Source organism: Trichocoleus sp. ST-U2 (assembly GCF_039961875.1).
Taxonomy (GTDB): Bacteria; Cyanobacteriota; Cyanobacteriia; order Cyanobacteriales; family FACHB-T130; genus FACHB-T130.
Map to the genome: position 1 here is coordinate 171,151 of NZ_JAMPJY010000007.1, position 25,958 is coordinate 197,108.

The window sequence follows — 25,958 nt, forward strand, 5'->3', positions numbered from 1 at the left end:
ACAGTAGACTATGTATGAATCGCAAAATAAATTAAGACAATCCTACGCCTAAGACTTGGTTAAGGCTATTATCGTGAATGTTCCCTACCACGTTCAGCTTTACACGCTCCTTGTCATTAACCAAGTCGTGTCCGAGTCTTCCAAGGCTCCGGCAGGTCTTAAATCTTAAAACTTACAGCATCGTTGTACGGATATTACTGCTTGCGGCTAGTCAGGAGCAAATTGGCTTATCGCGTCAATTTTGCCTTTAAAATCGCCGCAACGGCTCAGCATAAATGATGAAACGGTCTGGTGATACTGCGGGGGCGCAAGCCTAAGTTGCGATCTAGACCGTAAAAATTTAGTTTTTGGCTGACGATAGCAATTTTGCTTCATGGTTTTGGGAACAATTTGTAAAGAGGTATTCTCACGGATCTATGACTCAATCCTCACCACGAAATCGCGCCCTTGCTGTCCGCAATGAGTTTTCGCCCTTCGGCAACCAGCTGATTCAGGCAGGCTATGTTGACACCGACCAAATGCGGCAGGCTATGGTAGAAAGCCGCAAGTCTGGTAGACCCTTAACCGAGGTTCTAGAAACGATTACTGGGCGATCGCTTCCCCCAGATTTGCTACGTCAGTATAAAAAACAACAGCTTTTTGAACTCAAAATTCTTTACGGAGTTGAATCTCTAGATCCGGAAATCAGCCAAATTCCCACTTCTCAGATTGGGTCTTTGATTGAAACCCTGATTCCGATCGATATCTGTAGCCGCTATAAACTAGTACCCTTAACGAAAAATGACACCCAGCCCCCCTCGGTACTGGTGGCAATGGTCGATCCAGATAATTTAGCGGCTCAGGACGATCTCAACCGCATCTTGCGACCCCAGGGCATCGCCTTGCAGCGAATGGTGATCACTCTGGAAGACTGTTTGAATCTAATTAACCAATACAAGGATGAGCAAACTAGGAAAGAGGAAGTAGCGCGAATCCAAAAATCTGTGGATGTCTCAGACGTTCTGGATAATTTGAACGACTTAGGCGATGCGCCTCCTGAAATTGAAGATGACCTGAATGTAGAGGATGCTCAGGGCGCTCCCGTTATTAACTTGGTTAACAGAATCCTCCTCAAGGGTCTGCAAGAGCAGGTTTCAGACATTCACATTGAACCCCAAGAAGAATTCTTACGCATTCGCTTCCGGAAAGATGGGGTGCTACAACAAGCCTTCGAGCCGTTCCCGAAAAAAATCATCCCAGCCGTCACAGCTCGCTTCAAAATCATGGCTGAGCTAGACATTGCCGAGCGACGGATGCCCCAGGATGGTCGTATCCGGCGGGTGTTTGAAGGGCGTAAGGTTGACTTTCGGGTGAATACCTTACCCAGCCGCTACGGCGAAAAGGTGGTCTTGCGAATTCTCGATAACTCTTCCACCCAGCTAGGTTTGGATAAGTTAATTTCCGATTCAGAATCGCTAGAAATTGTCAGAGAAATGGCAAGCCGTCCCTTCGGCTTGATTTTAGTAACCGGGCCAACTGGGTCTGGTAAATCTACCACCTTGTACTCAGTTCTGGCAGAACGGAACGATCCGGGAATTAATATCAGTACCGCAGAAGACCCGATTGAGTATGCCTTGCCTGGGATTACTCAGGTACAGGTAATTCGAGAGAAGGGAATGGATTTTTCCTCGATCTTAAGAGCCTTCATGCGCCAAGATCCGGATGTAATTCTGGTGGGTGAAACGCGGGACAAAGAAACGGCGAAAACCGCAATTGAAGCAGCACTAACCGGACACTTGGTACTGACAACCCTGCACACCAACGATGCCGCCGGTGCGATCGCCCGCTTAGACGAAATGGGCATCGAGCCATTCATGGTATCGGGTTCGCTGATAGGCGTTCTGGCGCAACGCTTGATGCGGCGTGTTTGTAGCGAGTGTCGCCTTTCCTATTCACCCACTTCACAAGAACTCGGTCGATTTGGTTTATCAGCTTCTGGAGACGGGGATATTACCTTCTACAAAGCCAATACTTTACAACCCGATGAAGCGAAGGAAGCCAAAAGCAGAAATGCTCTGTGCCAAAAATGTAATGGCATTGGCTATAAGGGACGTGTGGGTGTTTATGAAGTTATGCGCGTGACCGAACGCTTGCAAAATTTAATCAGCCAAGGTGCCCCCACCGAGCGCATTAAAGAAGCAGCCGTGGAAGAAGGGATGAAGACATTGCTGGCCTACAGCTTAGACCTGGTACGCCAAGGTTATACCACTCTGGAAGAAGTAGAACGGGTGACATTTACAGATTCTGGTCTTGAGGCAGAACTCAAAGCCAAGCGGAAGAGCGGTCTAGAATGTGTCACTTGCACTGCTGAGTTAAAGCCAGAGTGGCTAGATTGTCCTTATTGCATGACGCCTCGCTTTTCCGAATAAATTTCAATCGTCAATCGCTAATGGCGAATGGCAATCACCCAAGCTACGTCCTTAGTCACGGAAAATTAGCAACTGAGAAATCAAGAATCACCCCAGGAGACAGCCTCATGGAATTAATGATTGAAGACTTGATGGAGCAACTCATTGAAATGGGCGGCTCAGATATGCACATCCAGGCAGGAGCGCCGGTTTACTTTCGCATTAGTGGGAAACTCAACCCCATTGGGGACGAACCGCTTCCTCCCCAGGAGTGTCAGAAACTCATCTTCAGTATGCTGAACAACACGCAGCGTAAGGAATTAGAGCAAAACTGGGAACTTGACTGCTCTTATGGGGTTAAGGGATTGGCTCGCTTCCGTGTCAATGTGTACAAAGAGCGGGGCTACTATGCGGCGTGCTTAAGAGCGTTGTCTTCTAAAATTCCGAACTTCGATCAGTTGGGTCTCCCAGACGTCGTGCGGGAATTGACTCACAGACCGAGAGGAATGGTGTTGGTGACGGGGCAAACGGGTTCTGGGAAAACCACCACCCTTGCTGCGATGCTCGACTTGATCAACCGGACGCGGGCAGAACACATTCTAACGGTGGAAGACCCGATTGAATATGTTTACCCGAACATCAAGAGCTTGTTTCACCAGCGTCAAAAAGGCGAAGATACTAAGAGCTTTGCGAATGCGCTGAGAGCCGCGCTCCGGGAAGACCCCGATATTATCCTGGTAGGGGAAATGCGCGACCTAGAAACCATTGGTCTGGCGGTATCAGCGGCTGAAACAGGTCACTTGGTGTTCGGCACCCTGCACACCAGCTCAGCAGCAGGTACTATCGACCGGATCTTGGACGTATTTCCTCCAGAGCAACAGCCCCAAATCCGCGCTCAGTTGTCTGGTTCGTTATTGGCAGTCTTCAGCCAATGCTTAGTGCCCAAACATAATCCGAAACCCGGTGAATATGGTCGGGTAATGGCGCAGGAAATCATGCTGGTAACACCAGCGATCGCTAACTTGATTCGAGAAGGAAAATCTGCTCAAATTTACTCTGCTATCCAGACTGGAGCAAAATTGGGAATGCAGACGATGGAACAGGCTCTAGCTGGCTATGTCAAAGCTGGTGCCATCTCCTTTGAGGCGGCGATGGGCAAATCATCTAAACCTGAAGAATTACAGCGTATCCTGGGGACATCGCCAGCGACAGGGGCAAAAGCTGGCGCTCGGTAGGTTCGAGGCGGTGTAAAACCTATTGCACTAAGCTTGTATGATGCCAGGTAGTCCAGACCGAATATGTTTCGGTCTGGACTACCTGGCAGCCCTCAGCAGAAATTGTCAAAAACCTCCCCGGAAGACACCTTCCCATTACAAAAATTTTCTTTTTAAAAGCCATTCTTCTTTCACTTAGAGGTGAGGTATGCCTACCTATATTGCTGATGTTCGGGACTCTAAAGGAGCCGCCAAGAAAGACAAAATTGTCGCCGACTCCCTTGGCAGTGCCCGCGACGCCCTGCGCGAAAAATGGGTTTCTGTTGCAAATATCAAAGAAACCCAAACCTTTGACCTGAGCAAATTAAACCTAAAAGACATTCAAACTTCTTTAGCGAAGGTTACAGTCAAGGATAAAGCCGTCTTTTCTCGTCAGTTTGCCGCGATGGTCAACGCGGGTGTGGCGATTGTTAGATGCTTAGGTGTTCTTTCCGAACAATGTACCAATCCCAAGCTCAAAAAAGCGCTGGTGGAAATTAGCTCTGAGGTTCAACAAGGTGTGAATCTCTCGGATGCGATGCGTAAACATCCGGAGTGTTTCGATAATCTATACGTCAGTATGGTGCAAGCCGGTGAGGTCGGCGGTGTCCTTGATGAGGTACTCAACCGATTAGCCAAAGTCCTAGAGGATATGGCACGCCTGCAAAACCAAGTCAAAGGGGCAATGGCATACCCCGTGGCGGTGGGAATCTTGGCAATTATTGTCTTTATTTGTATGACGGTGTTTTTGATCCCGATCTTTGCTGGCATTTTCCAAGATTTGGGGACAGAATTGCCGGCTCTAACCCTGTTCATGTTGTGGATCAGCGGTATCCTCAGAAGTTGGAGGATCATCATCCCAATCATTACTGTCATCGTTGCCTCTTTTCTTTACAGACAGTATTACAAGACGCCAGTTGGTCGTGTAACGATGGATCGTTTTTTCTTAAAAATGCCGCTATTAGGCGACTTGAATGAGAAATCATGTGTTGCTCGTTTTTGCCGCATTTTTGGAACCTTGACTCGTTCAGGAGTGCCCATTCTTACTTGTATGGATATTGTGAGAGATACGGCGGGGAACCAAGTAATCGCCAACGCGGTGGAAGCAGCCAAGCTAGACATTCAACAGGGTGGGATGATGAGCTTAGCTTTGCAAAAAGAGCAGGTTTTCCCAATCCTGGCAATTCAAATGATTAGTATTGGGGAAGAGACAGGTCAGTTAGATGCCATGATGATGAAAGTGGCAGATTTCTATGAAGATGAGGTTGAGCAAGCGGTGAAAGCACTCACCAGCGTTCTCGAACCCATTATGATGGTGGTGTTAGCGGGGATGGTCGCGGTGATTTTGCTTTCGATGTATCTCCCCATGTTTGCTGTGTTTGACAAACTAGGCTAATCAATTTCAGGTTTTGGATTTTTCTCATTCCCAGATTTATCTGGGAATGAGATTTGGGATGGAGGGCTTATGGTACTTAACGATGACCTAATCTCCAATCTAAGATTGAAAATTTAAAATCAAAATATGTTTGTTAAGCAATCCTATTACGAAGCTAGCTTGGCGGAGTACAGTAACCTGTCTGGAGCGATCGCATTGCTCAAGCAGCACCGACCTTATCTGGAGATGATTCCTAGTATGCGCCGGTCTGAGGAGAGCGCGATCGCCATTCCTTTGCCGGTGGTGCGGATTCGCCATGCCTTATCTAAAGCAGAAAGCGCTAGCGTTGTTACATCTAGAGGAGAAGCCATTCGTTTGCCCTGTGATGTGGCAATTTTAATGTGTGACCCCGAATGGAAAATCAAAATGGGGGTGGAGATTTTTGTCTTTATCCACCGTCCCCAAGAAGACTTCTCCGACTTGTTGAGTCGCTGGCGGCAGACCCAAGTGTGGCTGGACAAAGAATATGAGTGGTTGATGCCACCTCGCCATCAACACATTTTCAGCGAGGGCGCTGACAAGCTATATCCTTTGTTTGTTGTATTTCCAGAGACGCCAGAACGAATTAAGCGAGGCTTAATGGGAGCCTGTCTCCCCTTTGTCATCCAGACCCCAATGTTGGATGTTGAGGAACAGGCACAGGAATCTTTTTTGCCTGAAAGTCCCAACGTTTGACGGTTGAAGCAGGTTGAAGTGTAATCAACCTGCTAACGTACCCATTTTCAACCTGTTAACTACTTGACAAACTGCGGCATGACTTCGGCGGCGGTCAACAAACCGTAGATGCCTCGACGATGGAGTGCGACTCCGGCTTTGAGATAGCCGAAGGCAGGGCCGCAGACATTGGCTGCCATACTGGTTTCATCGCCAAGGGTAAAGGTATGGGTAGAAATCTTGCCTTCAAAGGTGCGACCTGTCACTTGGACATTCGTGCTGAGTGGTTTTTTGGGATTGCGGGTATCGACGACGCCGCCGACCGTAACGCGATCGCGCGGACAAATTCCAGCTAGCTCTAGCATCACATCATCAGCGTGTTCCATATTCTCCAGAGCCAGGATGCCGTTGGTTTGATCCAGCAATGCTTCCACTTCGGCATCACTCATGGCTCTGGCGCGCTCCACATCGTATCCGGGTAGATGGGCAATATCTTCCCGAATCGTCGCTCGGTAGGCTTCCCAATTTGCAATCCCTACTCCAAACGTAATCTTGACGCTATGGATTTCGGCATAACTTTGGGCGGCAAGAGCCGCTGCCGCGGTCAACAATCCAGGCGTCGCCCCACAGCCAGTCAGATAAGTAATTCCTGCTGCAAGAAGTTCCTCTTGCAGATCCAGTAGCTGCTCGACAGCGCTGGTACGCTTCATGGCGTCTACCAGAACCCCCCGCCAGCCAGATTGAATAAATTGCCGCGCGACGGACGCCATAAAGGTGTTGGGCAGATTGGGCAGTGCTAGGAAATATCCATCTACCGGCTTAGCTCGTTCGATTAAGTCCTGGATGCTCTGGCTGCTGAGGGTGCCTGTCGGCTCTAAATAGCCAAGAGAACCCCTTGTTTGGTAAATCCCAATGCTGGCATCTGGATCTAACCCTTGGGCGGCGTAGGTATAGCCTTTCTGGTCAGCAGCTGCAACCCAGATCATCTCGCGTTTTGGCGCAAGCACTCTGGCGGCAGCCTGCCCCAGTCCACCAAAGCCCAAGACGCCCACTCGAATGGGGGTTGGGGAGTTGATTGAACCTGTGACTTGCTCTGCACTCATAGCGTCTTCTTGCAATTGAACAAACTTTAATTATCCAGGCTCCTGGACGCGCCGGTTCGTTCACTTTTGAGAGCTTGAGCGATCGCTCAAGAAGTCTGTTGGCTTTTTTGCTCAATTTCGGATAATTTCTCTATCTTGACGCAGATGTAAAGTTAAGCGACACTGACAAATAATCAAAGTAAGACTCGCCTAATTAATTAAGTTTTGTTACGTTTTAACTCGTTGTGACTCAATTGCTCAACATTTGAGCAACATTAATTTATTAATATCCCAGCGAGTCAGTTCTAAGAAAGATGTCTTATCCGGCAGCATCAGCAGTATGGTTCGTGCCGCCGCCTAACTTGAGCAATCCCTAACCAATGAGCATGGAAACGCTAGAGTTTATCATTTATCCGGATGGTCGGGTGCAGGAGAAAGTCACCGGAATTACTGGGAAATCCTGTGCCGAAGTGACTGCCGCTATTGAAGCCCAATTGGGTCTGGTACTAACTCAGGAACCGACTTCTGAATTTTTTGCCTCAGTGATTCATCAGAGTGCGACGGCGACAGCCGGGGCAACTTATAGCGAGTGGTAAGGTAAGTTTTTTTTGAGTCCAACTTAATTTATTTGAAAAAATCGTCATGTCACACTTTAGCAACATCAAAACTCAAATCCGCAATCTTGTCTCGTTAGAAGCCGCTTTGACCGACTTAGGAATAGATTGGAAATCTGGCCCGCAAACAGTGCGCGGCTATCGCGGTCAAACCCTTACGGCTGATGTTGCCATTGAGCAAAAAAATGGTTATGACATCGGTTTTCGTTGGAACGGTCAGGAATACGAACTTGTTGCTGACCTACAGTATTGGCAGCAAACGGGTTCTGTAGAGCGGTTTCTCAACCGAGTGACTCAGCGTTATGCTTACCACACGGTTGTCAAAGAATCTGCAATGCAGGGCTTCCAAGTTGCCGAGCAAAAACAGAATGAAGATGGTTCAATCCGCCTAGTAGTGCAGCGCTGGAGTGCCTAATGTCTGATTACCCAACTCCTGAACAGCCAACTCCCGAACGTTCTGGCTTGGAGCCAGAGTTAGGTGGTATTTGGCGGGATGCCCCGGAACGTTCGGGTTTGGAGCCGGAGTTGGGTGGCACCCTGCGGCAAAAAGGCGTCTATGTTGATGAAATAACCTGTATTGGCTGCAAGCACTGTGCCCATGTTGCTCGCAATACTTTTTATATTGAGCCAGATTATGGGCGATCGCGTGTAGTTCGGCAGGATGGAGACTCGGAAGAAGTCATTCAGGAAGCCATTGACACCTGTCCGGTCGATTGTATCCATTGGGTTGATTACACGGAATTGAAAAAGCTTGAACAAGAGCGGCAATATCAGGTGATTCCATTGATCGGATTCCCTGCTGACCATGCGATTACGGCTGTGAAGCAGCGGCAAAAGAAGGTTAAGAAAAAGCAACCGAAACCCATAGACTAAAGGTTCGCTGGTATAAAAAATGCCCGTCTGTACGGGCTAAATAAATAAAACCCCCAACAGATGCCTGCTATTGGGGGTTTTATTTAAAGCGTTGCACTCTCGCTTCTAACGAGAAACCCCTTGCACGACTGGACGCACACCAGAGCCAGGGAACGGTTCCGGAGTACCCAACCAGTTAAAGTCATTCAGCCGAAAACTGATGGAACCCAGCTCCAAAACAGGGTTGTAGCGCAGGACGATGTTGTAGGTGCGGCGGCTGTATTCCAGAAAGTAGTCGGTGCTGATGTTCTCCTTAGTATTTAAATTGACCGAGGTTTGAAAACCCAGGCGAAACGGGCCATAAATCTGTTGGGTAATGCCCGCGGAAAGGACGTTGGTGTCCACGAGGCGGTCAAATAAGAAAGGTGATATACCACCACGAGCAACTTGAGAGTAGGTAACGTTAAACCCGGTGTAATCTAAAAAAGGTCGGGAGAAATGACCGAATTGTCCTTGCACCCCAATGCTCCCGCTCAGGGATTCCTGGCTATCCCCACTACTGTAACCACTATAAACGCCGGTGACGCCCGTCGTTAATAGTACATAGGGAACAACTGGCACGGGTGTGTAGCGCAGTCCTTCAGTGGGGGTGGCAGGCAACCCTTTACCCCGCCAAAGTAAAAAGTTGCGGTTGAGGGAGGCACTGGCTTGATAGCGACTGAGACTGACGCGATTGTTGGTTTGCCCTGGTTCGAGCAAGTCTAAACGGTCTGTATCTGCGTTGATGAACTGGGCACCCGCTTGATAAGTGAGGTTGATGCCAGTATTCCCTAAGGGAATGACCGGAGAAGTCAGAACTGCGCCTAAACTACTCTGGACCGTTTGATAGCCGAGGGAGCCGTTGAACAGGCGATCGCGGTAGCTATATTCTAAATTTAAGGTATGGGGTAGACGGGTGCCGATAATCTGGCGCAGCCGCAGGCTCGCTCTTAGCTGGTCGTCTGCGATCTCTTCGGGATCTAGACTGGTGAAAACAGCCGACCCTCTCAAGGTTGTGGTGGGACTGAGGGTGGCATCTAGTCTAGTCCTGAGACCAAACACGGAGGGATCGAGGAAGCTCCCCTCAGAAACCGCTTTTTGAAGAAAATATTGCGGGGTGACGCGCAATCGCACGCGGTTGGTAGAAATCAGTTGAAAGGTTCGTTCCGCAAACACACCACCTCGGTCTTCAGCATCATACCCGAACGTGACGAGACCCGGTTCGGTTTCGCTCCGGTCAATCACTCTGCGATCTTGAAAAATTGGGATCGAAAAACCCTGGTCAAAAACGACGCGGGAGCGGGTGGTGGTAATTTCATCTACCAGGGGCGAAATCCGCCTAAATCTGGCTGTATCTGCCCGTACCTCAAGTTCTGGTGGCGAAAAGGGATCGTTGGTTAGGCGAACATTGGTAGCAAAAGCTCCTTCAGAGTCGAAATCCACCCGGTCGGCTTGAAAGCGCAGCCGGTTAATTGCACCCCCTTCCTGAAACGGCTGCTGGTTTTGGATGTTCTGGCTAGCCCCAACGACCAGTCCGTAGCCGCCAGGACTGGTGATATTCGAGACGGGTTGGTTGGCGGTAATGCGATCGCTTAACGGTCGTACTGAGGCAGCCGCAGCACTGGCATCATTGGGTAAAGGACTCGAAAAATCTGCCCCTGCTGAAGGCTGGTAAATCTCGCCACTGGCATTTAAGAGGAAACCGCTATCCTGGGCAAAATAATACTCAACGCGATCGCCCCGCAGCACTTGTTCGCCTCGCGTCATGGCGACATTCCCGTCGCCCACTACAACGCGATTCGGCAAGTTTACCTGTAGCCGATCGGCATCTACTACCGCACCCTGGTAGCGCAAAACAACATCGCCTTCTGCTGTAACGACTTGTCGATCTACGTCGTATTCTTGCTGGTCAGAAGTTAATTCCACAACGCCTCCCGTACCGCCAGAAGTCGTAGGCGGAGGTGGCGTCGTACCGGGGGCGGGGGCGGGTGCTGGTTGATTTTCTGGGGTGGGAGGTGCGGGTGCTGATGCCGGTGCCGGTGCCGGTGCCAATTCTTCTTCAGACCAAGGCTCACCCTCCGACACGGGCGCTGGAGGAGCCGATTCTATCGGAGTTTCACTCGGCAAAGATTCCGGAGATTCCGGAGATTCTAGCGGTTCTGGAGGCTGTTGATCGACACTCGGTAGCTGCTTCTGCAACACCGGAGTTGCCGCGCGTTCTTTTGCGATCGCAGCCTGACTTTCAGTGTTCTGTTCCCTAGGTTCTGACTCTTGATTTTCTACCGACGAAGCACCAAATTCAGCAACGTTCGGCAAATCCTGGTCTGGGTATGCGTAAGGGCGAAGCCGTTGTGCTGATAATGCAGGGTCGTCGTCATTCTGGTCTGTCTGCACAGATGCTTCTTCCCTACCACTCCCATTCCGGACGATTGGATGACCCACTGAAATTGGGGCACCAAGGGGGGCAGCTTTTCTGGTGGGGATAGAAATTACAGAGAGCGAGGAAGAAGACTCCGGCGCAAACGTTTCCGGCTGCGTCGGGGCAGCAAGGATCTCAGGTTGCAGGGTTCGCTGGGAATCCGATGCAATTGTTTGAGCGGAGACAGCTAGAGGAGTGACATCCTCTGGCGGCAACGTGTTGATAATCGCAGGCGGTGGGGGCGGCGGAACTGGTTGGGGCATCTTCTAGCAACAGGAGTTGAGCGGACAGCACCAATGCCTATCCTCAACTGCACTCTGAGTAGGGTGCCTCGCAGTGGACTGCTGCCCCGACATCGGCCTGAGGCATAAAGCGATCGCTGTTTATTCCAGATCCCGGCGTTTTGGGTTACGGGAAGGATCGCTGGACAAAAATCCAAACACAAAGAGCAGGCTGAAGAAGGCAACGACTATATAAACGACAATTTTGAGAGTCACCATACCGATATCTACTCCAGACGGGAAAGGCTGAATGTTGCTGCCTTAAAGGCAGAACAACTTTCTCATAATACCGAAATATTGCTTCATTTTTGCCTTGAGTCTGGAGTGATTGTTGACCTCAAGCGGTCAGTCCAGCCGTCGTTTGAGCTGCTTAAACTGCTCTGACGATTGCCAGAGCGCGAAGTTTCCCTAGCGATCGCTTAGTTGTTATACCACGAGATCGCACCCGGTTCCTGGGTTTTAACTTTTCCCTAGCTCAAAATCAAGGAAATTGGAGAACCTGGGAAATACTGAAATCCTTGCTAGGGTGCGATCCCAGATAGCTAAGGTGTTTGGACGCCAGGAGGATAAACACGCGAATGCCACTAAATGCCACTAATGGTGCCCAAGGGCAGCGTTGCAAGAGACGCGATGTTCACCGCTTTTAGGCGATCGCTCCCGTGCTAGGAGCGCTTTTCTAAACAAATTTTCTCAATATTCCCTGGAAAAACCAGGATTTTGGATTGAAAGCGGCAGCTTGCTAAGGGCAGCTAGCTGGATAAAGGGATCAACATTTCCAGTCCTAAAAAAGAGTATAAAGAGCATCCAACTTGTAGCGGAAGTGAGTACACAATAGCTCTATTAAGACTTTAGAGGCTTTGTCAATGCAGCCGATTCGGACATTTAACGTTTCCCCCGCCTTACCGTCAAGACTAGAACCCTTACGAAAACTGGCATATAACCTGCATTGGGATTGGAACTTTGAAACTAAAGAGTTATTTCGCCGCCTAGACCGCGATTTGTGGGAATCCAGCCGTCACAATCCAGTGCTAATGCTGGGAACTATTTCTCAAGCGCGGCTACAAGAAGTTGCTGAAGATGAAGGCTTTGTTGCCCACATGGAACGAGCCAGCCGCCAGCTAGACGACTACCTGCAAGAACGGACGTGGTATCGCAAACACAGGAATGAGGTGAACGGTCAGAGGACTGAGAAGAAACAAGAAAATTCTTCTGCTTCCTCGCTCAGTCCTCAGGACTCAGGACTCAGGACTCAGGAGTGTTATGCCTATTTCTGCGCGGAATTTGGTCTAACCGACTGCCTGCCCATTTACTCTGGTGGCTTGGGCGTTCTCGCGGGAGACCATCTGAAATCAGCCAGTGACTTAGGCTTACCCCTCGTTGCCGTCGGCTTACTCTATCAGGAAGGGTATTTTGCCCAGTACCTCAATGCCGATGGTTGGCAGCAGGAACGCTATCCGGTTAACGATTTCTACAATATGCCGTTGCACCCGGAGTGCAATCCTGACGGTTCGGAACTGCGGATTTCTGTAGAGTATCCAGGGCGCACCGTCTATGCCCGTGTCTGGCGCGTGCAAGTGGGAACTGTGCCCCTATACCTGCTCGATACCAACATTGAGCCGAACAATCCCTACGACCACGACATCACCGACGAGCTGTATGGTGGTGACTTGGATATGCGGATTCACCAGGAGATGATGTTGGGCATCGGGGGCTTCCGGATGCTGAAGGCGCTGGGATACAAACCCACTGTTTACCATCTGAATGAAGGTCACTCAGCGTTTCTGATTCTGGAACGCATCCGGATGCTGATGCAGGAAGAGAAACTGGATTTTGCCGCCGCTAAACAAGTGGCGCAAGCAAGTCAAGTTTTCACGACTCACACGCCTGTCTCTGCTGGGTTCGATTTGTTCCCCCCGGATAAGGCTCTTTATTACGTGGGGCACTATGCCGATATTTACGGACTTTCCCACGAAGAGTTTCTCGGCTTAGGACGGGAGGACACTGGGGATTTGGCGTCACCCTTTAGCATGGCAGCACTGGCGATGAAGACATCGAGCTTTGTCAATGGGGTTGCTCAGCTGCACGGGTTGGTGTCGCGGAAGATGTTTCAGAGTCTCTGGAAAGATTTTCCACTCAATGAGGTGCCGATTACCGCGATTACGAATGGAGTCCACGCCCGCACTTGTGTAGCGAAGTCAACGCAGGAGCTGTATGACCGCTACCTTGGCCCTCAGTGGTCTGACGCGCCAGTAGACGATCCGTTGTGGGAGCGGGTGCAGTCGATTCCGGATGAGGAGTTGTGGCGCAATCACGAGCGTCAGCGGTCAGAACTGGTGGTGTTTGTGCGCGATCGCCTAGTGAGAAAGTTGCGCGATCGCGGTGCTTCTCCCTCTGAGATTGACCAAGCGCAGGAAGTATTAGATCCAACGGTGCTAACAATCGGGTTTGCCCGTCGTTTTGCGACTTATAAGCGGGCAACTCTGTTTTTGCGGAACCTAGACCGGATCAAGAAAATCTTGTTGGGCGATCCAAATCGGCGGGTGCAATTCGTCATTGCTGGAAAAGCTCATCCCAAGGATATGCCTGGGAAGGAACTGATTCGGGATATTATTCATTTCTCGCGGGATGAAGGAATGAATGCCAGCGTGGTATTTATCCCGGACTACGATACTTATGTTGCCCGATTAATGGTGGCAGGTTGTGATGTTTGGTTGAACACTCCCAGACGTCCGCGAGAAGCATCTGGCACCAGTGGAATGAAGGCGGCGATGAATGGTTTGCCAAATCTGAGCGTGCTGGATGGCTGGTGGGATGAGGCAGATTATGTCCGCACTGGCTGGCCCATTGGTCACGGGGAAGACTATGAAGACATCAATTATCAAGATGATGTGGAAGCGAATGCTTTGTACGACTTGCTAGAACAGGAAGTCGTGCCGCTATTCTATAACCGGGATGGTGCTGGAATTCCCCGCAAGTGGACTGCCAAAATGAAGGATTCGATTCGATTGAATTGTCCGTTCTTCAATACGTCGCGGATGGTGCGGGAGTATGCAGTGCGGGGATATTTCCCAGCGAGCGATCGCTACTCTACGATGACCGCAGACAACTACGCCCCCGCCAAGGATGTAGCCGCCTGGAAGCAACGAATCTTCGAGCAATGGTACAACATCAAAATCGAAGAAGTTGATGTCTCTGAACCGGCTGGGATTATGGTCAACCAAACCGTTAGCGTCAAAGCGCGGGTTAATCTGGGGAAACTCAGCTCCGATGATGTTCAAGTTGAACTTTATCAGGGTGCAGTTGGTGTCGATGGGGAAATTGTCAACGGCATTCCCGTAGTGATGGATTACCAAGGCAAAGATCAACAAGGATGTAGTATTTACACTGTTGATATTCTTTATACCTCCAGTGGTTTGCAGGGTTTCTCTTTACGGGTTTTGCCAAAACACGACAATCTATCAAGCCCCTACGAATTGGGGCTGATTCTTTGGGCTTAGATAGTTTTGAGTTTTGAGTTATTAATTCAAAATTTAAAACTCAAAATGATTCTTGGGGACGACAATATATCCGGTGGTGTCATCTCCCAGCACCAGATTTCTTTCTAATCCCCAGTACCACCAGTGAGCGCCTACATAGGCACAGATGAGACTATCTAGCTTATCTTCTAAGGCTTTAAAGGTGGCAAGGGTACTGGGGATTTCTAAGAGAAACGAACCGCCAAGACGCAGAGGACGCAGAGAGGAAGAGGCAGAAGAGACATCTAGTTTTGGTGTCAGGTTGGGTAGGCTATTTACAATATACTGGCGGAGTTTGATTAGTTCTAATTGACGCTCTGCCAGCTTGCCTTTTTTGTATTTAAGAATCCGCTCTAAGCTGAATAAATTTACGATGGCTGGGTGGGGAAATACTTCGATTTGATAGCGTCCCGGTTGCTGGGGTTTGATAATTGGTGCGTGAGCAAATCCACGGGATTCAAGGCTGAGTCCAAATCCAACAGTGCGTTGGGCGAAGGGGAGTCCTAGATTCGCTGGGTAGCAACCCGCGTGATAGCGACCAAAATATTTGTGGGTAAGTTTATCAGATAGTCGCGTCCCGGTGGTATTAGGAATCAGTGTCGGGGCATCGACGGCAATCATCGCTGGTTCTGCTGCGGGTGCCCAAGTATCAATCCAGTTGAGAATTTCTTCTATTGTTTCGAGTCTATCTAAATCCAGCAGATGCAACAGCCCATCTTCCCAAGCGAGGCAGCATAATCCACTGGGTTGCGATCGCCATCCCAAATCAATGCCTAAAAATTTTATCACGCTGAAATTTTATTATCTATCTTGGTGCTTCGTGCCGCTCATCTTATTCAAATCTGCGAATCAAATTCAAAAATGGTTCAATTCTGTTGCATAGAAACACATAGTTATGAGGTAAATGAAGCGATGCTTTATAGCTTCTGAATTCGGCTCGAAGTCAATAGATTAGCTGTTTGGAATTTACTTTACAAAATAATTTTAATATAGCTTGTTAATAACCCAAACAAATTAAAGTATTTACAAACAGTGTTGCTGATGCAACTAATAATTCTGTTAAGGAGTCCCTTTTAAGCACCAACTAGGCTGTTAAATATGCAAAGTATCTGAATTTACATGGCTATGATAGTATAAAAATCTAGTCACTGGCATATATTGTTCTTTTTGACCCTAAACGAGTAGTAGTTATTACACCAAAGTAGTGATTATGAATAATTATAAAGGATGCAATTACTGTCTGCATTATCGCCCTGATGGAACCTGTGTTGCTTTTGACCCTGGTTTTATTCCAATAACGATTGCTTCAGGGCAAACAAAACATATTCAACCTTTACCAAATCAGGGAAATACAATTGTTTATGAGTCAGCCGGAAAATCTATATTCTCCAGGTTGGATGAGTATCGGATAAATAACAAGCTGATGCGTGAAAGAATAGAGGTTATAGAAGGCGACATTACTCAGCAACAAGTGGATGCCATCGTCAATGCTGCGAATGAATCCCTAATGGCTGGTGGTGGGGTTTGTGGAGCTATCCATCGTGCTGCTGGGTTAGGGCTTGAGGAAGAATGTCTACAACTGAAGGTTTGCACGGAAGGCGATGCCAAAATAACAAAGGGCTACAACCTCCCAGCAAAGTGGGTTATTCACACGGTTGGACCAGTATGGGAAGGTGGCAGGTATGAAGAACATAAAGTGCTGGCTCAGTGCTATCGCAATTGCTTTGCTTTGGTAGAGCAATATAAAATTAAAACCGTAGCATTTCCATCTATCAGTACAGGAGCCTATGGCTTCCCGGTAGAGAAAGCAGCAAAAATCGCAGTTTCTGAAGCTAGACGTTTTCTGGAGCGAAACACCTCAGTTGAGAAGATAATGTTTGTTTGCTATGAAAAGCAGACTTATGACCACTACACTATCAATCTAGATGAAATTCTGCCAGCCAAACCCGAGTGAATTACTTCAGAAAAATATTTACAATTGCCATCTAATCGCCTATTTATTTCATAAATAATCAATTTCTTCTAGAGCGGCTACGAGGGGAAAATTATCAAGAGATAACTCGCAGGAAATTCATAGCCAAAAATCTAAACATTTAAGCTAGCTACGTTGTGCAATCAACAAAACTCCTGAAAAGCGCGATCGCATTCTGAGCATGGTTGGTTATTTTCCATCCCAGCAGAAAACTGATTATGGGTAAAGTGGAGCGTTTAGGTACCGAATAATTGCAAAAGACGCGATCGCTCCTTTGCCTCTGGGCTATTAAAATAACGCCTAAAATAACGCCGCGATGATGCCATAAAATGTCAAACTAGATAGATAAGTTTTGTTAACGCAGGCATCAAAACTGCGCTTCTAGATAGCTAAATTGAAATTCATGGTTAAGCAACGCATTCTCTCTGGGGTTCAACCAACGGGTAATCTGCATCTAGGTAACTACTTGGGAGCGATTCGCAACTGGGTAGAAGGGCAGAGTCAGTACGAAAATTACTTCTGTGTGGTGGATTTGCACGCGATTACCGCGCCGCACGATGCCAGTACGTTAGCTGAAAATACTTATAAAATTGCTGCTTTGTATTTGGCTTGTGGGATCGATTTGCAGTATTCCAGTATTTTCGTGCAATCCCACATCCCTGCACATAGCGAACTGACTTGGCTGCTGAATTGCATCACTCCCCTCAACTGGCTGGAAGATATGATCCAGTTCAAGGAAAAGGCAGTTAAGCAGGGAGAAAATGTCAATACTGGTTTGCTAGACTATCCGGTGCTGATGGCGGCAGATATTTTGCTGTATCAGGCGGATAAAGTGCCGGTGGGAGAAGATCAGAAGCAGCACTTAGAATTGACCCGCGATATTGCGAATCGGTTTAATTACCAATTTTGCCGGGAAAATCCGGTGTTGAAACTGCCAAATCCGCTGATTCGGACTGAAGGGGCGCGAGTGATGAGTCTGACGGATGGCACTCGGAAGATGTCGAAATCCGATCCTTCGGATATGAGTCGGATTAACCTGCTCGATACGCCAGAGCAAATCCAAAATAAGATTAAACGCTGCAAAACTGACTCAGTGCGCGGTCTAACTTTTGACGATTCGGAACGACCCGAAGCCCGAAATTTGCTGACGCTATACATGGTGCTTTCGGGCAAGACGAAGGAAGAAGCCGCAGCCGAGTGTCAGGATATGGGCTGGGGACAATTCAAGCCATTGCTGACGGAAACCACGATTAACGCCCTGAAACCGATTCAGGAAAAGTATCAAGCGGTGATGGATGACAAAGGCTATTTGGAGTCCGTGTTGCGCGATGGCAGGCAGAAAGCGGAAGCGATCGCGTCCGTTACTCTCGCCCAAGTGAAAGCTGCCCTCGGTTATTCGGTTCCCCTTTAACCAGATATAAGTTATCAAGGATGGAAGCGATTAGTGATTGATGCTTCAGAATGAGTTATTTAATTCAAAATTCAGCAGGAACGCGGGAACCCCGCCCCTACAAGACCAATTTGCGTACTGCTGTGGAATCGGGTGAATTTTTAGTGACTGCCGAGGTTGCCCCTCCCAAGGGCGGCGATCCTTCCGAGATGCTGAAAATGGCGAAAACCCTCGAAGGTCGGGTTCATGCGGTCAATATTACCGATGGCAGTCGGGCAGTGTTGCGGATGTGTTCAATGGCGGCTTCGGTGATATTGCTCCAGCATGGAATCGAGCCGATTTGCCAGATTGCTTGTCGCGATCGCAACCGCATCGGATTGCAAGCTGACTTGATGGGTGCCCATGCGTTGGGAATTCGCAATATCTTAGCTTTGACTGGCGATCCTGTAAAAGCTGGAGATCATGCCGATGCCAAGAGTGTATTTGACCTAGAATCCGTGCGGTTGCTGGGATTAATCAAAAAAATGAATCTCGGCTTCGACTGGAACGACAAACCCTTGAGTGATGGGGCGACTGACTTGTTCGTGGGTGCGGCTATCGATCCGCAATTGGCTAGCTGGTCGGGGTTGCAAAGTCGATTTGAGCGGAAATTAGCAGCAGGGGCGCAGTTTTTCCAAAGTCAGCTAATTTGCGATTTTGACCGGCTAGAAAAATTTATGGATCAAATCGCGGCTGGTTGTGGAAAGCCAATTTTGGCAGGAATTTTTCTGCTCAAATCTGCTAAGAATGCCCAATTTATCAATCGATGCGTGCCTGGAGTAAATATTCCCGACCACATTATTGAGAGACTCGCCGCTGCTTCCGATCCCTTGCAAGAAGGGATGCTAATTGCCGCCGAACAAGTTAAATTAGCTCGTCAACTCTGCCAAGGGGTTCATATGATGGCAGTGAAACGAGAAGATTTGATTTCGCAAATCCTCGATTTAGCCGGAATTCCACCGCTGACTCCGGTGGCGACAGCAGGAGAAAATAATGAACACACAAACAACAAAGCAGTTGCCGATTCCGCCTCACTTTGATGCCAAAAAGGTCGGGGAAGTCTGGCGGGTGCCTTATCAGCAACGGGCAGCGGATGCGAGGGAGTGGGCGAAAAAACACCAGATTTCAGCGGCGGCTGAGGACAAAACTCGCATTTGCCTATTGTTAATCGATGTCCAGAATACGTTTTGCATCCCCGATTTTGAATTATTTGTCGGTGGGAGAACGGGTACGGGTGCGGTAGAAGATAATCGGCGGCTGAGTGAATTTATTTATCGGAATTTGGGAGTCATTAGCGCGATCGCTCCCACAATGGATACTCACACGGCAATGCAAATTTTCCACCCCATCTTCTGGATTAACAACGCCGGAGAACATCCCACCGCCGCCGTGACGATGATTACACCGGAGGATGTTCACCAAGGTGTGTGGAAGGTGAATCCAGCCGTTGCCGGGATTGCTGGTGTCGATTACACCGAACTTTCCTCACACGCTTTGCATTATGTCAAGCATTTGAGTGAAGCGGGTAAATATCCGCTGACAGTGTGGCCTTATCATTCCATGCTGGGTGGAATCGGTCACGCTTTAGTGTCAGCGGTGGAAGAGGCACTCTTTTTCCACTGTATTGCCCGGAATAGCCAAACGCAGTTTGAAATTAAAGGCGACAATCCTTTAACTGAAAATTATTCTGTCCTCCGGGCGGAAGTTTTGGAAAGTACAAATGGACGCCCGATTGCTCAGAAAAATACCAGCTTGATTCAACAGTTACTCGCGTTTGATGCGGTGATTATTGCTGGTCAAGCGAAGAGTCACTGCGTTGCCTGGACAATTGATGATTTGTTATCAGAAATAACAGCAAAAGACGCTAATCTGGCGAAAAAGGTGTATCTGCTAGAAGATTGCACCTCACCTGTTGTCGTTCCTGGAGTGGTGGATTACACGGATGGAGCAGAAGAAGCTTTTGCTAGATTTGCCGCAGCGGGAATGCATCTGGTTCAATCCACTCAACCCCTAGAAACCTGGGCTGACTTTCCTAAAATTGGGAATGGGTAAGTGAGTTTTGAATTTTAGAGTTTTGAGTAACAAGAGAGTTTTGAATAACAAGAGAGTTTTTTAATCTGAAAATTAAACCTTAAAAATTATTACTAATTACCATTCACCAATCGCCAATCACCCCTTACCAATTACCAATGACTAGCAGCAACGATGCAATTCAGGCACTGCGCGAGGCTCTCCGATTTTCTCCGGATAATGTACCCTTGCGACAACATCTTGCAGAGACACTTTTGAGCCAGGGTCAGGCAGAGGAAGCCGAGCAAGAATACCGCCTCGCCTTAGCGCGATCGCCCGAAAATCAGCAGTTGAAATTGGGGTTAGCTCGTGCCTTCTATCAACAAGGAAAGCATCCCCAAGCACTGGTTATTGTGGAAGATCAAATAAAGCGCTTGGATTGTCCAGCGGGTGCTTTTCTGCTTCATGCGCGTCTTCTTCTCAACACGGGGGCTGTGGAACAAGCTGTCCGTCAGTATCGCAGGGCAGTCGAAGTCGATCCATCTGTCAAAGATGCTGATTTTGCCGAAAGGTTGGGAATTGGGGCACAGGAGGACGTTCAAGAGGTCGTAGACGGGAAAATTCGGGCAGGGGTGGGAGACTTTCCGCACCCAGAAGAAGATACTCCAGTCGAAAAACCCGCGATCGGATTCCGGGATGTTGGCGGGATGGAAGCGGTCAAAGACGAAATTCGGATGAAAATTATTTATCCCCTGAAACAGCCGGAACTGTACAAAGCTTATGGGAAGGCAATTGGGGGCGGAATTTTAATGTACGGCCCTCCGGGTTGCGGTAAAACTTATCTGGCTCGTGCGACAGCTGGCGAAATTAATTCTAGTTTCCTGTCTGTTGGAATTAACGATGTATTAGATATGTGGTTGGGCAACAGCGAACGCAACTTGCACGACCTTTTTGAACAAGCCAGACGCAACCAACCTTGCGTATTATTTTTTGATGAAGTTGATGCTTTAGCTGCCAGTCGTGCGGATTTGCGACAAAATTCTAGCCGCATGGTAATTAACCAATTTCTATCAGAATTGGACGGCGTGAGGAGTTCTAATGAAGGGGTATTAATCCTAGCTGCAACGAACGCCCCTTGGCACTTAGACTCAGCCTTCCGTCGTCCGGGACGCTTTGACCGCATCTTGTTTGTACCGCCGCCTGATGCAGAAGCAAGGGCGGCGATTTTGCGCTTGCTGTGTCGGGGTAAGCCAGTGGAGGATATTGACTACAACCACTTAGCCAAGAAAACTGAGAATTATTCAGGCGCAGACTTAATGGCAGTGGTGGATGTGGCAGTAGAAAGGAAGTTAGCAGAAGCAATGAAAGCTGGTATCCCGAAGCCACTGACTACCAAAGATTTAGCCTCGGCGGCAGGAAGCGTGAAACCTTCGACAAAAGAATGGTTTTCAACGGCTCGTAATTATGCCTTGTATGCGAATGAGAGCGGTTTGTACGATGACATCCTGAAATATCTGAAACTCTGATGGGCGTACATTTGGAGCGTGCCGAAATCCTCATGGCTCAATCGCGTTATGAGATGGCGGCGCAGGAATTGCAGCAGGAATTAGCAGTCGATCCAGATAGCGCCCAGGCTTATGCGTGGCTAGGCTGGTGCTTGAGGTTTCTCAAGAACTACGAGGAAGCAATAAAAGAAGCTGATCAAGCAATTAAGCTGGCACCAGATTGGGAGACTGGTTATTACGTTCTGGGTTGGATCCTCTGCGATCGCAATCAGCTTCTGGAAGCTGAGAACGTAACCAAAGAGGCAATTCGCCTAAATCCTGAAAATGCCAACCATTTCATCCTACTATCAAACATTCGAGTTAAACAAAAGCGATGGCAGGAGGCACTAGAAGCAGCGACGCAGGGGCTTAACATAGAGCCAGAGAATGTTGACTGTTTGAATAACAAAGGGATTGCCCTATTCGAGTTGGGTCGAACAGAGGAGGCAATCGCTACGACTGAGCAAGCGATCGCGCTTGACCCGGAGAATGCCCTCAACTACAACAACTTGGGATGGATGATACTGAATCGGGAAGGAAGCCCCACGAAAGCTTGGGAGTATTTCCGCCAAGCACTCCGACTCAACCCCAATTTGGAATCTGCACAGGATGGACTCATCCAAGCGATCAAGTTAAAAAACCCACTATACAGACCAGTTTACAGGTGTGTAATATTCCCGTACCGCCGTTTAAAACTAGGCAGATTTTTGAGCGGGAAAGCTTTGTTGGGCTTCTTTGCGTGCTTGTGTTTGGGATTCCGTATATTGCTGAATCTTGCTGCAACTAATCCCAATCCTTTGATTTGGTTAGCGCTGATTGTTTTGTTTTGGTTAATCTTTTTGCCTTGGTTTGTAGACCTCTTGATAACCCTATTACTCGAATTGAAGTTTAAGCAATCCTATTGGCTCACGACTTTAGTTTGGGCAATAGTAAGCGCATTTTATTTGTGGTTAATGACCGGAAATTCTAAAACTCTGTTTGCTCCCGTTTTATTCGGATTGTTGCTTCTGCCTGTATCGGCAACGTTCCGATCTTCAGCGGGGTGGCACAGCAGCCTCATGGTGGGATATACAACCATCATGGGGTTAGTTGGGCTGGCAGGGCTAGTTCTTCCATTACCAGGGCTACCTTTTGTAAGTGTTGACGTTTGGTTCTGGTTGACTTGGTTCATCGTTCTCGCATTGGGAACGCTTTTTTCCTTTTTTTTGAGCAGAAGAAGCTCTCCCAAGTTAAAGTAGTGCCTGAAAAAGAATGGTTTTTGATGCTCGTAATGATGCCTTATATGCGAATAAGAGCAGTTTGTACGACGACATCCTGAGATGACATCCTGAAATATCTGAAACTCTGATGGGCATACATTTGGAGCGGGCACAGCTGCTGATTGAGCAGTCGCGGTATGAAATGGCAGAGAAAGAACTGCGACAGGAACTCGCAATGGAGCCAGATAGCGCGATCGCGCATACTCTGCTCGCCCTGTGCTTGAATTATCGCCAAATGTACTCGGAAGCCACCCAGATGGCTCAGCGAGCGATTCGCTTGGCTCCCGATTGGGGGTACGCTCACTACGTCTTGGCCTATATTCTGTGCGATTACAACCAGCTTCTAGAAGCGGAAACGGTACTCAAAGAGGCTTTGCGGCTGAGTCCCGATAACCCCAGCTACTTCGCCCTACTCTCGCGCATCCGATATAATCTACAGCTTTGGCACTCAGCACTTGAAGCGGCAACCCAAGGGCTTGTCGTTGACCCAGAGGACGTGGAGTGCCTAAATTACCGAGCGATGTGTCTGATGCAACTCGGTCGCTTACCAGAAGCTCAGGCGGTTATTGAGAGTGCGATCGCGCTTGACCCAGAATATGCAGGAAGCTATGCCAACCGCGGCTGGATACTCCTGGCGCAGGGAGGATATCCCGCTAAAGCCTTAGAGTGTTTCCGCGAAGCACTACGGCTTCAACCAACCTTTGAGTGGGCGCGACGGGGAATCGTCGAAGCGCTCAAGGCAAAGAACCCGCTCTACAGGCTGATGCTGCGCTACTTCCTGTGGAGTTCTAGGCTGAGTAACGGAGCTAGGTTGGGCTTCAGTATCGGCTTGTACTTCGCTTTCCGCCTGCTAGTGGGCGGCATCGCTGCAAGTAGCAACCCTTTGCTGTGGTTCGTGGTGATTGCCTACTGTCTGTTTGTCCTGCTTACCTGGATTGCTGACCCCTTATTCACCTTATTACTCCGGTTTGACCGCTTCGGGCGATTAACCCTTTCCGAACAAGAGGTTAAAAACTCAAATTTAGTCGGGGCAGTATTTCTAAGCATCTTAATGGCAATTGGTCTGTGGTTGGTGACTAAAAACACCAACATCCTCATCGTCGCCCTCTCACTAGGACTTTTGTTGCTACCGATAACGGCGATGTTAAATTGTCCGGCAGGATGGCCCAGAAAGTTCATGGCAACCTACACGATCGTTTTAGCGATCGCATGGCTGGCGGCTATTGGTCTATCATTAGCCGAGCCGCCTCTGGGAGAAATTGGCGTTCAGTTTGCCGGAATTTCCCTAGCTTTTTTCTGGCTTGGTTCGATACTTTCGAGCTGGTTGGCAACTGTACTGATGGGCGTCAAACCAAAGTAGTGAGTGCGAGCATCTCAAGTATGTTTTCTTTACCTGAAAACCCTTCTCGAAGGTATTCCCCATAGGTTTTTAGAGCGGTTAAAAGGTTAAAAATATTTGCTCAACACTTTTAAGCTCAACACTTTTAAGCTCAACACTTTTAAGCTCAACACTTTTAAAATACCTCCGAATATTCCAGCGCTCGTTGCTTCCCCTCTGCTACAAACTACTTTCGACCATAACTGCGGGACCGACTGGCTGCGGAGGTAGGCTAGAGGGTTCTAAGGTAACAGCTAAGGTTGAGGTTGTAGCACCACAAGCACCGACGGGAATGGAAATTCGCTCTAAAACAGTTCCCCCCTGACTTGCCCCAAAATTTGCACAAGGTATCTTTTTCTCGTCAACAATTGCCCAAAGTCGATAAATTTGACCAGATGGGACAGCCGGAAGATTTTGAAAGGCGATTACCGCTTTCTGTTCGTCCAGATTAACGAGAATACTTCCAGACGCTGTATTTGCTTTTTCTGTACCTGTGAGCGTATATAAACGAGTATTCCGCTGTTGTAGCACCTCAAGGGCATCTTTCTGAGCCTGCACCGTTTGAAGTTCTTGCCGCAGCCGAGATTGCACTATCTTTAGATTTTGGCGCAGACGATAATTGTCAAACGCCAAAGCTAGGGCTAATAGTGCTACCAAACTAGCAAAAAGTTTGCTCCAAGGAAAAGAACCCTGTTTTGGAGCGGGTTCGGGGTTAACTGTCGGATTGGCAGCTTCCAGAATCGTCGAACGCAGATTTGGGGGAGGTGTGACTTCAGGAAGGGCGTAGGGCAAGAGTTCAAGCGATGCCTGCAACCGACTCACTTCTTCAGCCAGTTGCGGATTTTTTTCGAGAATTTGCCTAAATTCTTCCGCTTCTTCAGCGCTAAGATCGCCGAGGACATAACCTGCCATTAATTCTTCTAAGTTTTCGGGATTTAAAGGTTCGGTCATGGTGCAACTATTTTAGAAAATCTTGTAACGTTTGCCTCAATTTCAGTAGTCCCTGACGAGCGCGAGTTTTGACCGTCCCTAAGGGGATATTTAGTTGAGCCGCAATTTCCGATTGACTGAGACCCTGGTAATAGGACATTTCTAAGATTTGACGCTGATTTTCTGAAAGTTGCGCCAAGGCGTCCCGAACTTGCTGCGATCGCTCTCCTAACGAAGCTTGCTCAAAAGGGCTTGCAGAGCTGATTTCAGTCGTCATTGTTTGACGCCAACGCTCTAGAAATTTGTGGGTGGTGCCACGAGAGCGAAGTTTGTCAATCGCACGCGATCGCGTCATTACAGTTAAAAAGCTGCTAAGAGAACCACGAGCGGGATCGTAAGTATTAGTACGCCACAGATGCAGAAAAATCTCTTGAGTGAGGTCTTCTGCTTCTTGGGGATTTTGCAAAATTTTTAATGCTAACCCATAGACAAGAGCGCCATAGCGGTCGTAGAGAGCGCCCAGAGCAGAGGATTGACCAGCTTTAAGTGCTTGAAATAGCTCTGTATCCATCCGGGGCGTTGTATTTGTTGATTTGCCATCGAGAGAGTCAGGATGCATGCGTTCTGGAGAGTAGGTCTAAGCCAATCACTCTTCAGAGTCAATTGCAGGACTTGATTGCTCTGCATCTCTCACAGGAGATAAATTCTCTTTTTCTTTAATACGATCTAAAAGATTAATTGGATTTATTTCAACAAAACCGCTGAACGCCTCCGTAATTCTACGAGTAGTGGAATCCAAAATCTCAGTAAAATCATAAGATTTGAAAATACTGTTAATTTGTCAATGAGGTTTCTACTTAATTATGTCGCCGAGCAAGCTTTGAGTTTTTGAGGAGCATCGAATG

General features: G+C 48.4%; 21 protein-coding genes. 15 read left to right on the top strand and 6 right to left on the bottom strand.

Going from position 1 to position 25,958, the window contains the following annotated elements; genetic code table 11:
- Positions 1 to 416: 416 nt before the first annotated feature.
- The 4 genes from NC996_RS07040 to NC996_RS07055 all read left to right on the top strand — a co-directional run bounded on the left by NC996_RS07040 (position 417) and on the right by NC996_RS07055 (position 5,750).
- A complete protein-coding gene (locus tag NC996_RS07040; RefSeq protein WP_190413827.1) occupies positions 417 to 2,408 on the top strand; it encodes a GspE/PulE family protein in 1,992 nt (663 codons plus the stop codon).
- Positions 2,409 to 2,515: 107 nt separating this feature from the next.
- The gene (locus NC996_RS07045) at positions 2,516 to 3,622 is read left to right on the top strand and encodes a type IV pilus twitching motility protein PilT (protein WP_190413828.1); all 1,107 of its coding nucleotides are present in this window, start codon (positions 2,516 to 2,518) and stop codon (positions 3,620 to 3,622) included.
- 187 nt (positions 3,623 to 3,809) lie between these two features.
- Positions 3,810 to 5,036: a type II secretion system F family protein gene (locus NC996_RS07050; protein WP_190689581.1), complete on the top strand. Its 1,227-nt coding sequence runs from the start codon at positions 3,810 to 3,812 to the stop codon at positions 5,034 to 5,036.
- 126 nt (positions 5,037 to 5,162) lie between these two features.
- Positions 5,163 to 5,750, top strand: coding sequence for a hypothetical protein (locus NC996_RS07055; protein WP_190689584.1), 588 nt, complete (start codon positions 5,163 to 5,165; stop codon positions 5,748 to 5,750).
- Between the two features lie 59 nt (positions 5,751 to 5,809).
- Here NC996_RS07055 and NC996_RS07060 read toward each other — a convergent pair whose 3' ends face one another.
- Entirely contained in the window at positions 5,810 to 6,832 is a 1,023-nt protein-coding gene (locus tag NC996_RS07060) for a saccharopine dehydrogenase-like oxidoreductase (RefSeq protein ID WP_190526940.1), read from the bottom strand.
- Between the two features lie 365 nt (positions 6,833 to 7,197).
- Between NC996_RS07060 and NC996_RS07065 the strand changes: the two genes are divergently transcribed.
- From NC996_RS07065 to NC996_RS07075, 3 genes are read left to right on the top strand one after another with little or no spacing between them, the layout of a single operon-like run.
- Positions 7,198 to 7,407 carry a DUF2997 domain-containing protein gene (locus NC996_RS07065; protein WP_190413832.1) on the top strand — a complete coding sequence of 70 codons (210 nt, stop codon included), beginning with the start codon at positions 7,198 to 7,200 and terminating at the stop codon, positions 7,405 to 7,407.
- Positions 7,408 to 7,453: 46 nt separating this feature from the next.
- Complete coding sequence (locus NC996_RS07070) at positions 7,454 to 7,840, top strand: DUF1257 domain-containing protein (protein ID WP_190413833.1); 387 nt, start codon at positions 7,454 to 7,456, stop codon at positions 7,838 to 7,840.
- Positions 7,840 to 8,298, top strand: a complete 459-nt coding sequence (locus tag NC996_RS07075; protein WP_190532652.1) for a ferredoxin — start codon at positions 7,840 to 7,842, stop codon at positions 8,296 to 8,298. Before NC996_RS07070 ends, NC996_RS07075 begins: the two co-directional genes overlap by 1 nt.
- 105 nt (positions 8,299 to 8,403) lie before the next feature.
- On the opposite strand, the gene NC996_RS07080 is transcribed toward NC996_RS07075, so the two are convergent.
- Both NC996_RS07080 and NC996_RS07085 read right to left on the bottom strand, forming a co-directional pair.
- On the bottom strand, positions 8,404 to 10,998 hold the full coding sequence (locus tag NC996_RS07080) for a DUF3769 domain-containing protein (RefSeq protein ID WP_190689587.1): 2,595 nt from the start codon (positions 10,996 to 10,998) through the stop codon (positions 8,404 to 8,406).
- Between the two features lie 120 nt (positions 10,999 to 11,118).
- Positions 11,119 to 11,235, bottom strand: a complete 117-nt coding sequence (locus NC996_RS07085; protein ID WP_190413836.1) for a photosystem II reaction center protein I — start codon at positions 11,233 to 11,235, stop codon at positions 11,119 to 11,121.
- A gap of 644 nt (positions 11,236 to 11,879) precedes the next feature.
- On the opposite strand from NC996_RS07085, the gene glgP reads away from it, so the two are divergent.
- Positions 11,880 to 14,513 carry an alpha-glucan family phosphorylase gene (glgP, locus tag NC996_RS07090; protein ID WP_190689589.1) on the top strand — a complete coding sequence of 878 codons (2,634 nt, stop codon included), beginning with the start codon at positions 11,880 to 11,882 and terminating at the stop codon, positions 14,511 to 14,513.
- Between the two features lie 33 nt (positions 14,514 to 14,546).
- On the opposite strand, the gene NC996_RS07095 is transcribed toward glgP, so the two are convergent.
- Positions 14,547 to 15,317, bottom strand: coding sequence for a DUF429 domain-containing protein (locus tag NC996_RS07095; RefSeq protein WP_190689691.1), 771 nt, complete (start codon positions 15,315 to 15,317; stop codon positions 14,547 to 14,549).
- A 424-nt stretch (positions 15,318 to 15,741) separates the two neighbouring features.
- Between NC996_RS07095 and NC996_RS07100 the strand changes: the two genes are divergently transcribed.
- From NC996_RS07100 to NC996_RS07130, 7 genes are all read left to right on the top strand, one after another.
- On the top strand, positions 15,742 to 16,485 hold the full coding sequence (locus NC996_RS07100; protein WP_339380507.1) for an O-acetyl-ADP-ribose deacetylase: 744 nt from the start codon (positions 15,742 to 15,744) through the stop codon (positions 16,483 to 16,485).
- A 421-nt stretch (positions 16,486 to 16,906) separates the two neighbouring features.
- The gene (gene trpS / locus NC996_RS07105; RefSeq protein WP_190689592.1) at positions 16,907 to 17,914 is read left to right on the top strand and encodes a tryptophan--tRNA ligase; all 1,008 of its coding nucleotides are present in this window, start codon (positions 16,907 to 16,909) and stop codon (positions 17,912 to 17,914) included.
- Between the two features lie 50 nt (positions 17,915 to 17,964).
- The gene (locus NC996_RS07110) at positions 17,965 to 18,972 is read left to right on the top strand and encodes a methylenetetrahydrofolate reductase (protein ID WP_190689597.1); all 1,008 of its coding nucleotides are present in this window, start codon (positions 17,965 to 17,967) and stop codon (positions 18,970 to 18,972) included.
- Positions 18,926 to 19,984, top strand: a complete 1,059-nt coding sequence (locus NC996_RS07115; protein ID WP_190689600.1) for a cysteine hydrolase family protein — start codon at positions 18,926 to 18,928, stop codon at positions 19,982 to 19,984. The genes NC996_RS07110 and NC996_RS07115 overlap by 47 nt, the downstream gene beginning before the upstream one ends.
- Positions 19,985 to 20,121: 137 nt before the next feature.
- Positions 20,122 to 21,468: an ATP-binding protein gene (locus NC996_RS07120; RefSeq protein ID WP_190689603.1), complete on the top strand. Its 1,347-nt coding sequence runs from the start codon at positions 20,122 to 20,124 to the stop codon at positions 21,466 to 21,468.
- A complete protein-coding gene (locus NC996_RS07125) occupies positions 21,468 to 22,724 on the top strand; it encodes a tetratricopeptide repeat protein (RefSeq protein WP_190689605.1) in 1,257 nt (418 codons plus the stop codon). The genes NC996_RS07120 and NC996_RS07125 overlap by 1 nt, the downstream gene beginning before the upstream one ends.
- Positions 22,725 to 22,833: 109 nt before the next feature.
- Complete coding sequence (locus NC996_RS07130) at positions 22,834 to 24,105, top strand: tetratricopeptide repeat protein (RefSeq protein ID WP_190436231.1); 1,272 nt, start codon at positions 22,834 to 22,836, stop codon at positions 24,103 to 24,105.
- A gap of 198 nt (positions 24,106 to 24,303) precedes the next feature.
- Here NC996_RS07130 and NC996_RS07135 read toward each other — a convergent pair whose 3' ends face one another.
- Both NC996_RS07135 and NC996_RS07140 read right to left on the bottom strand, forming a co-directional pair.
- The gene (locus tag NC996_RS07135; protein WP_190436228.1) at positions 24,304 to 25,074 is read right to left on the bottom strand and encodes an anti-sigma factor; all 771 of its coding nucleotides are present in this window, start codon (positions 25,072 to 25,074) and stop codon (positions 24,304 to 24,306) included.
- Positions 25,075 to 25,081: 7 nt separating this feature from the next.
- Positions 25,082 to 25,672 (bottom strand): sigma-70 family RNA polymerase sigma factor, encoded by a 591-nt coding sequence (locus tag NC996_RS07140; RefSeq protein ID WP_190689607.1) that lies wholly within the window; start codon positions 25,670 to 25,672, stop codon positions 25,082 to 25,084.
- Positions 25,673 to 25,958 lie beyond the last annotated feature (286 nt).

Bases quoted from the DNA above. Each gene is read 5' to 3' on its own strand.
- NC996_RS07120 (WP_190689603.1), top strand. From the start codon at position 20,122: ATGACTAGCAGCAACGATGCAATTCAGGCACTGCGCGAGGCTCTCCGA.
- NC996_RS07060 (WP_190526940.1), bottom strand. From the start codon at position 6,832: ATGAGTGCAGAGCAAGTCACAGGTTCAATCAACTCCCCAACCCCCATT.
- NC996_RS07135 (WP_190436228.1), bottom strand. From the start codon at position 25,074: ATGACCGAACCTTTAAATCCCGAAAACTTAGAAGAATTAATGGCAGGT.
- NC996_RS07055 (WP_190689584.1), top strand. From the start codon at position 5,163: ATGTTTGTTAAGCAATCCTATTACGAAGCTAGCTTGGCGGAGTACAGT.
- NC996_RS07100 (WP_339380507.1), top strand. From the start codon at position 15,742: ATGAATAATTATAAAGGATGCAATTACTGTCTGCATTATCGCCCTGAT.
- NC996_RS07115 (WP_190689600.1), top strand. From the start codon at position 18,926: ATGAACACACAAACAACAAAGCAGTTGCCGATTCCGCCTCACTTTGAT.
- NC996_RS07075 (WP_190532652.1), top strand. From the start codon at position 7,840: ATGTCTGATTACCCAACTCCTGAACAGCCAACTCCCGAACGTTCTGGC.
- NC996_RS07050 (WP_190689581.1), top strand. From the start codon at position 3,810: ATGCCTACCTATATTGCTGATGTTCGGGACTCTAAAGGAGCCGCCAAG.
- NC996_RS07110 (WP_190689597.1), top strand. From the start codon at position 17,965: ATGAGTTATTTAATTCAAAATTCAGCAGGAACGCGGGAACCCCGCCCC.
- NC996_RS07080 (WP_190689587.1), bottom strand. From the start codon at position 10,998: ATGCCCCAACCAGTTCCGCCGCCCCCACCGCCTGCGATTATCAACACG.
- NC996_RS07130 (WP_190436231.1), top strand. From the start codon at position 22,834: ATGGGCATACATTTGGAGCGGGCACAGCTGCTGATTGAGCAGTCGCGG.
- glgP (WP_190689589.1), top strand. From the start codon at position 11,880: ATGCAGCCGATTCGGACATTTAACGTTTCCCCCGCCTTACCGTCAAGA.
- NC996_RS07125 (WP_190689605.1), top strand. From the start codon at position 21,468: ATGGGCGTACATTTGGAGCGTGCCGAAATCCTCATGGCTCAATCGCGT.
- NC996_RS07140 (WP_190689607.1), bottom strand. From the start codon at position 25,672: ATGCATCCTGACTCTCTCGATGGCAAATCAACAAATACAACGCCCCGG.
- NC996_RS07040 (WP_190413827.1), top strand. From the start codon at position 417: ATGACTCAATCCTCACCACGAAATCGCGCCCTTGCTGTCCGCAATGAG.
- trpS (WP_190689592.1), top strand. From the start codon at position 16,907: ATGGTTAAGCAACGCATTCTCTCTGGGGTTCAACCAACGGGTAATCTG.
- NC996_RS07065 (WP_190413832.1), top strand. From the start codon at position 7,198: ATGGAAACGCTAGAGTTTATCATTTATCCGGATGGTCGGGTGCAGGAG.
- NC996_RS07085 (WP_190413836.1), bottom strand. From the start codon at position 11,235: ATGGTGACTCTCAAAATTGTCGTTTATATAGTCGTTGCCTTCTTCAGC.
- NC996_RS07070 (WP_190413833.1), top strand. From the start codon at position 7,454: ATGTCACACTTTAGCAACATCAAAACTCAAATCCGCAATCTTGTCTCG.
- NC996_RS07045 (WP_190413828.1), top strand. From the start codon at position 2,516: ATGGAATTAATGATTGAAGACTTGATGGAGCAACTCATTGAAATGGGC.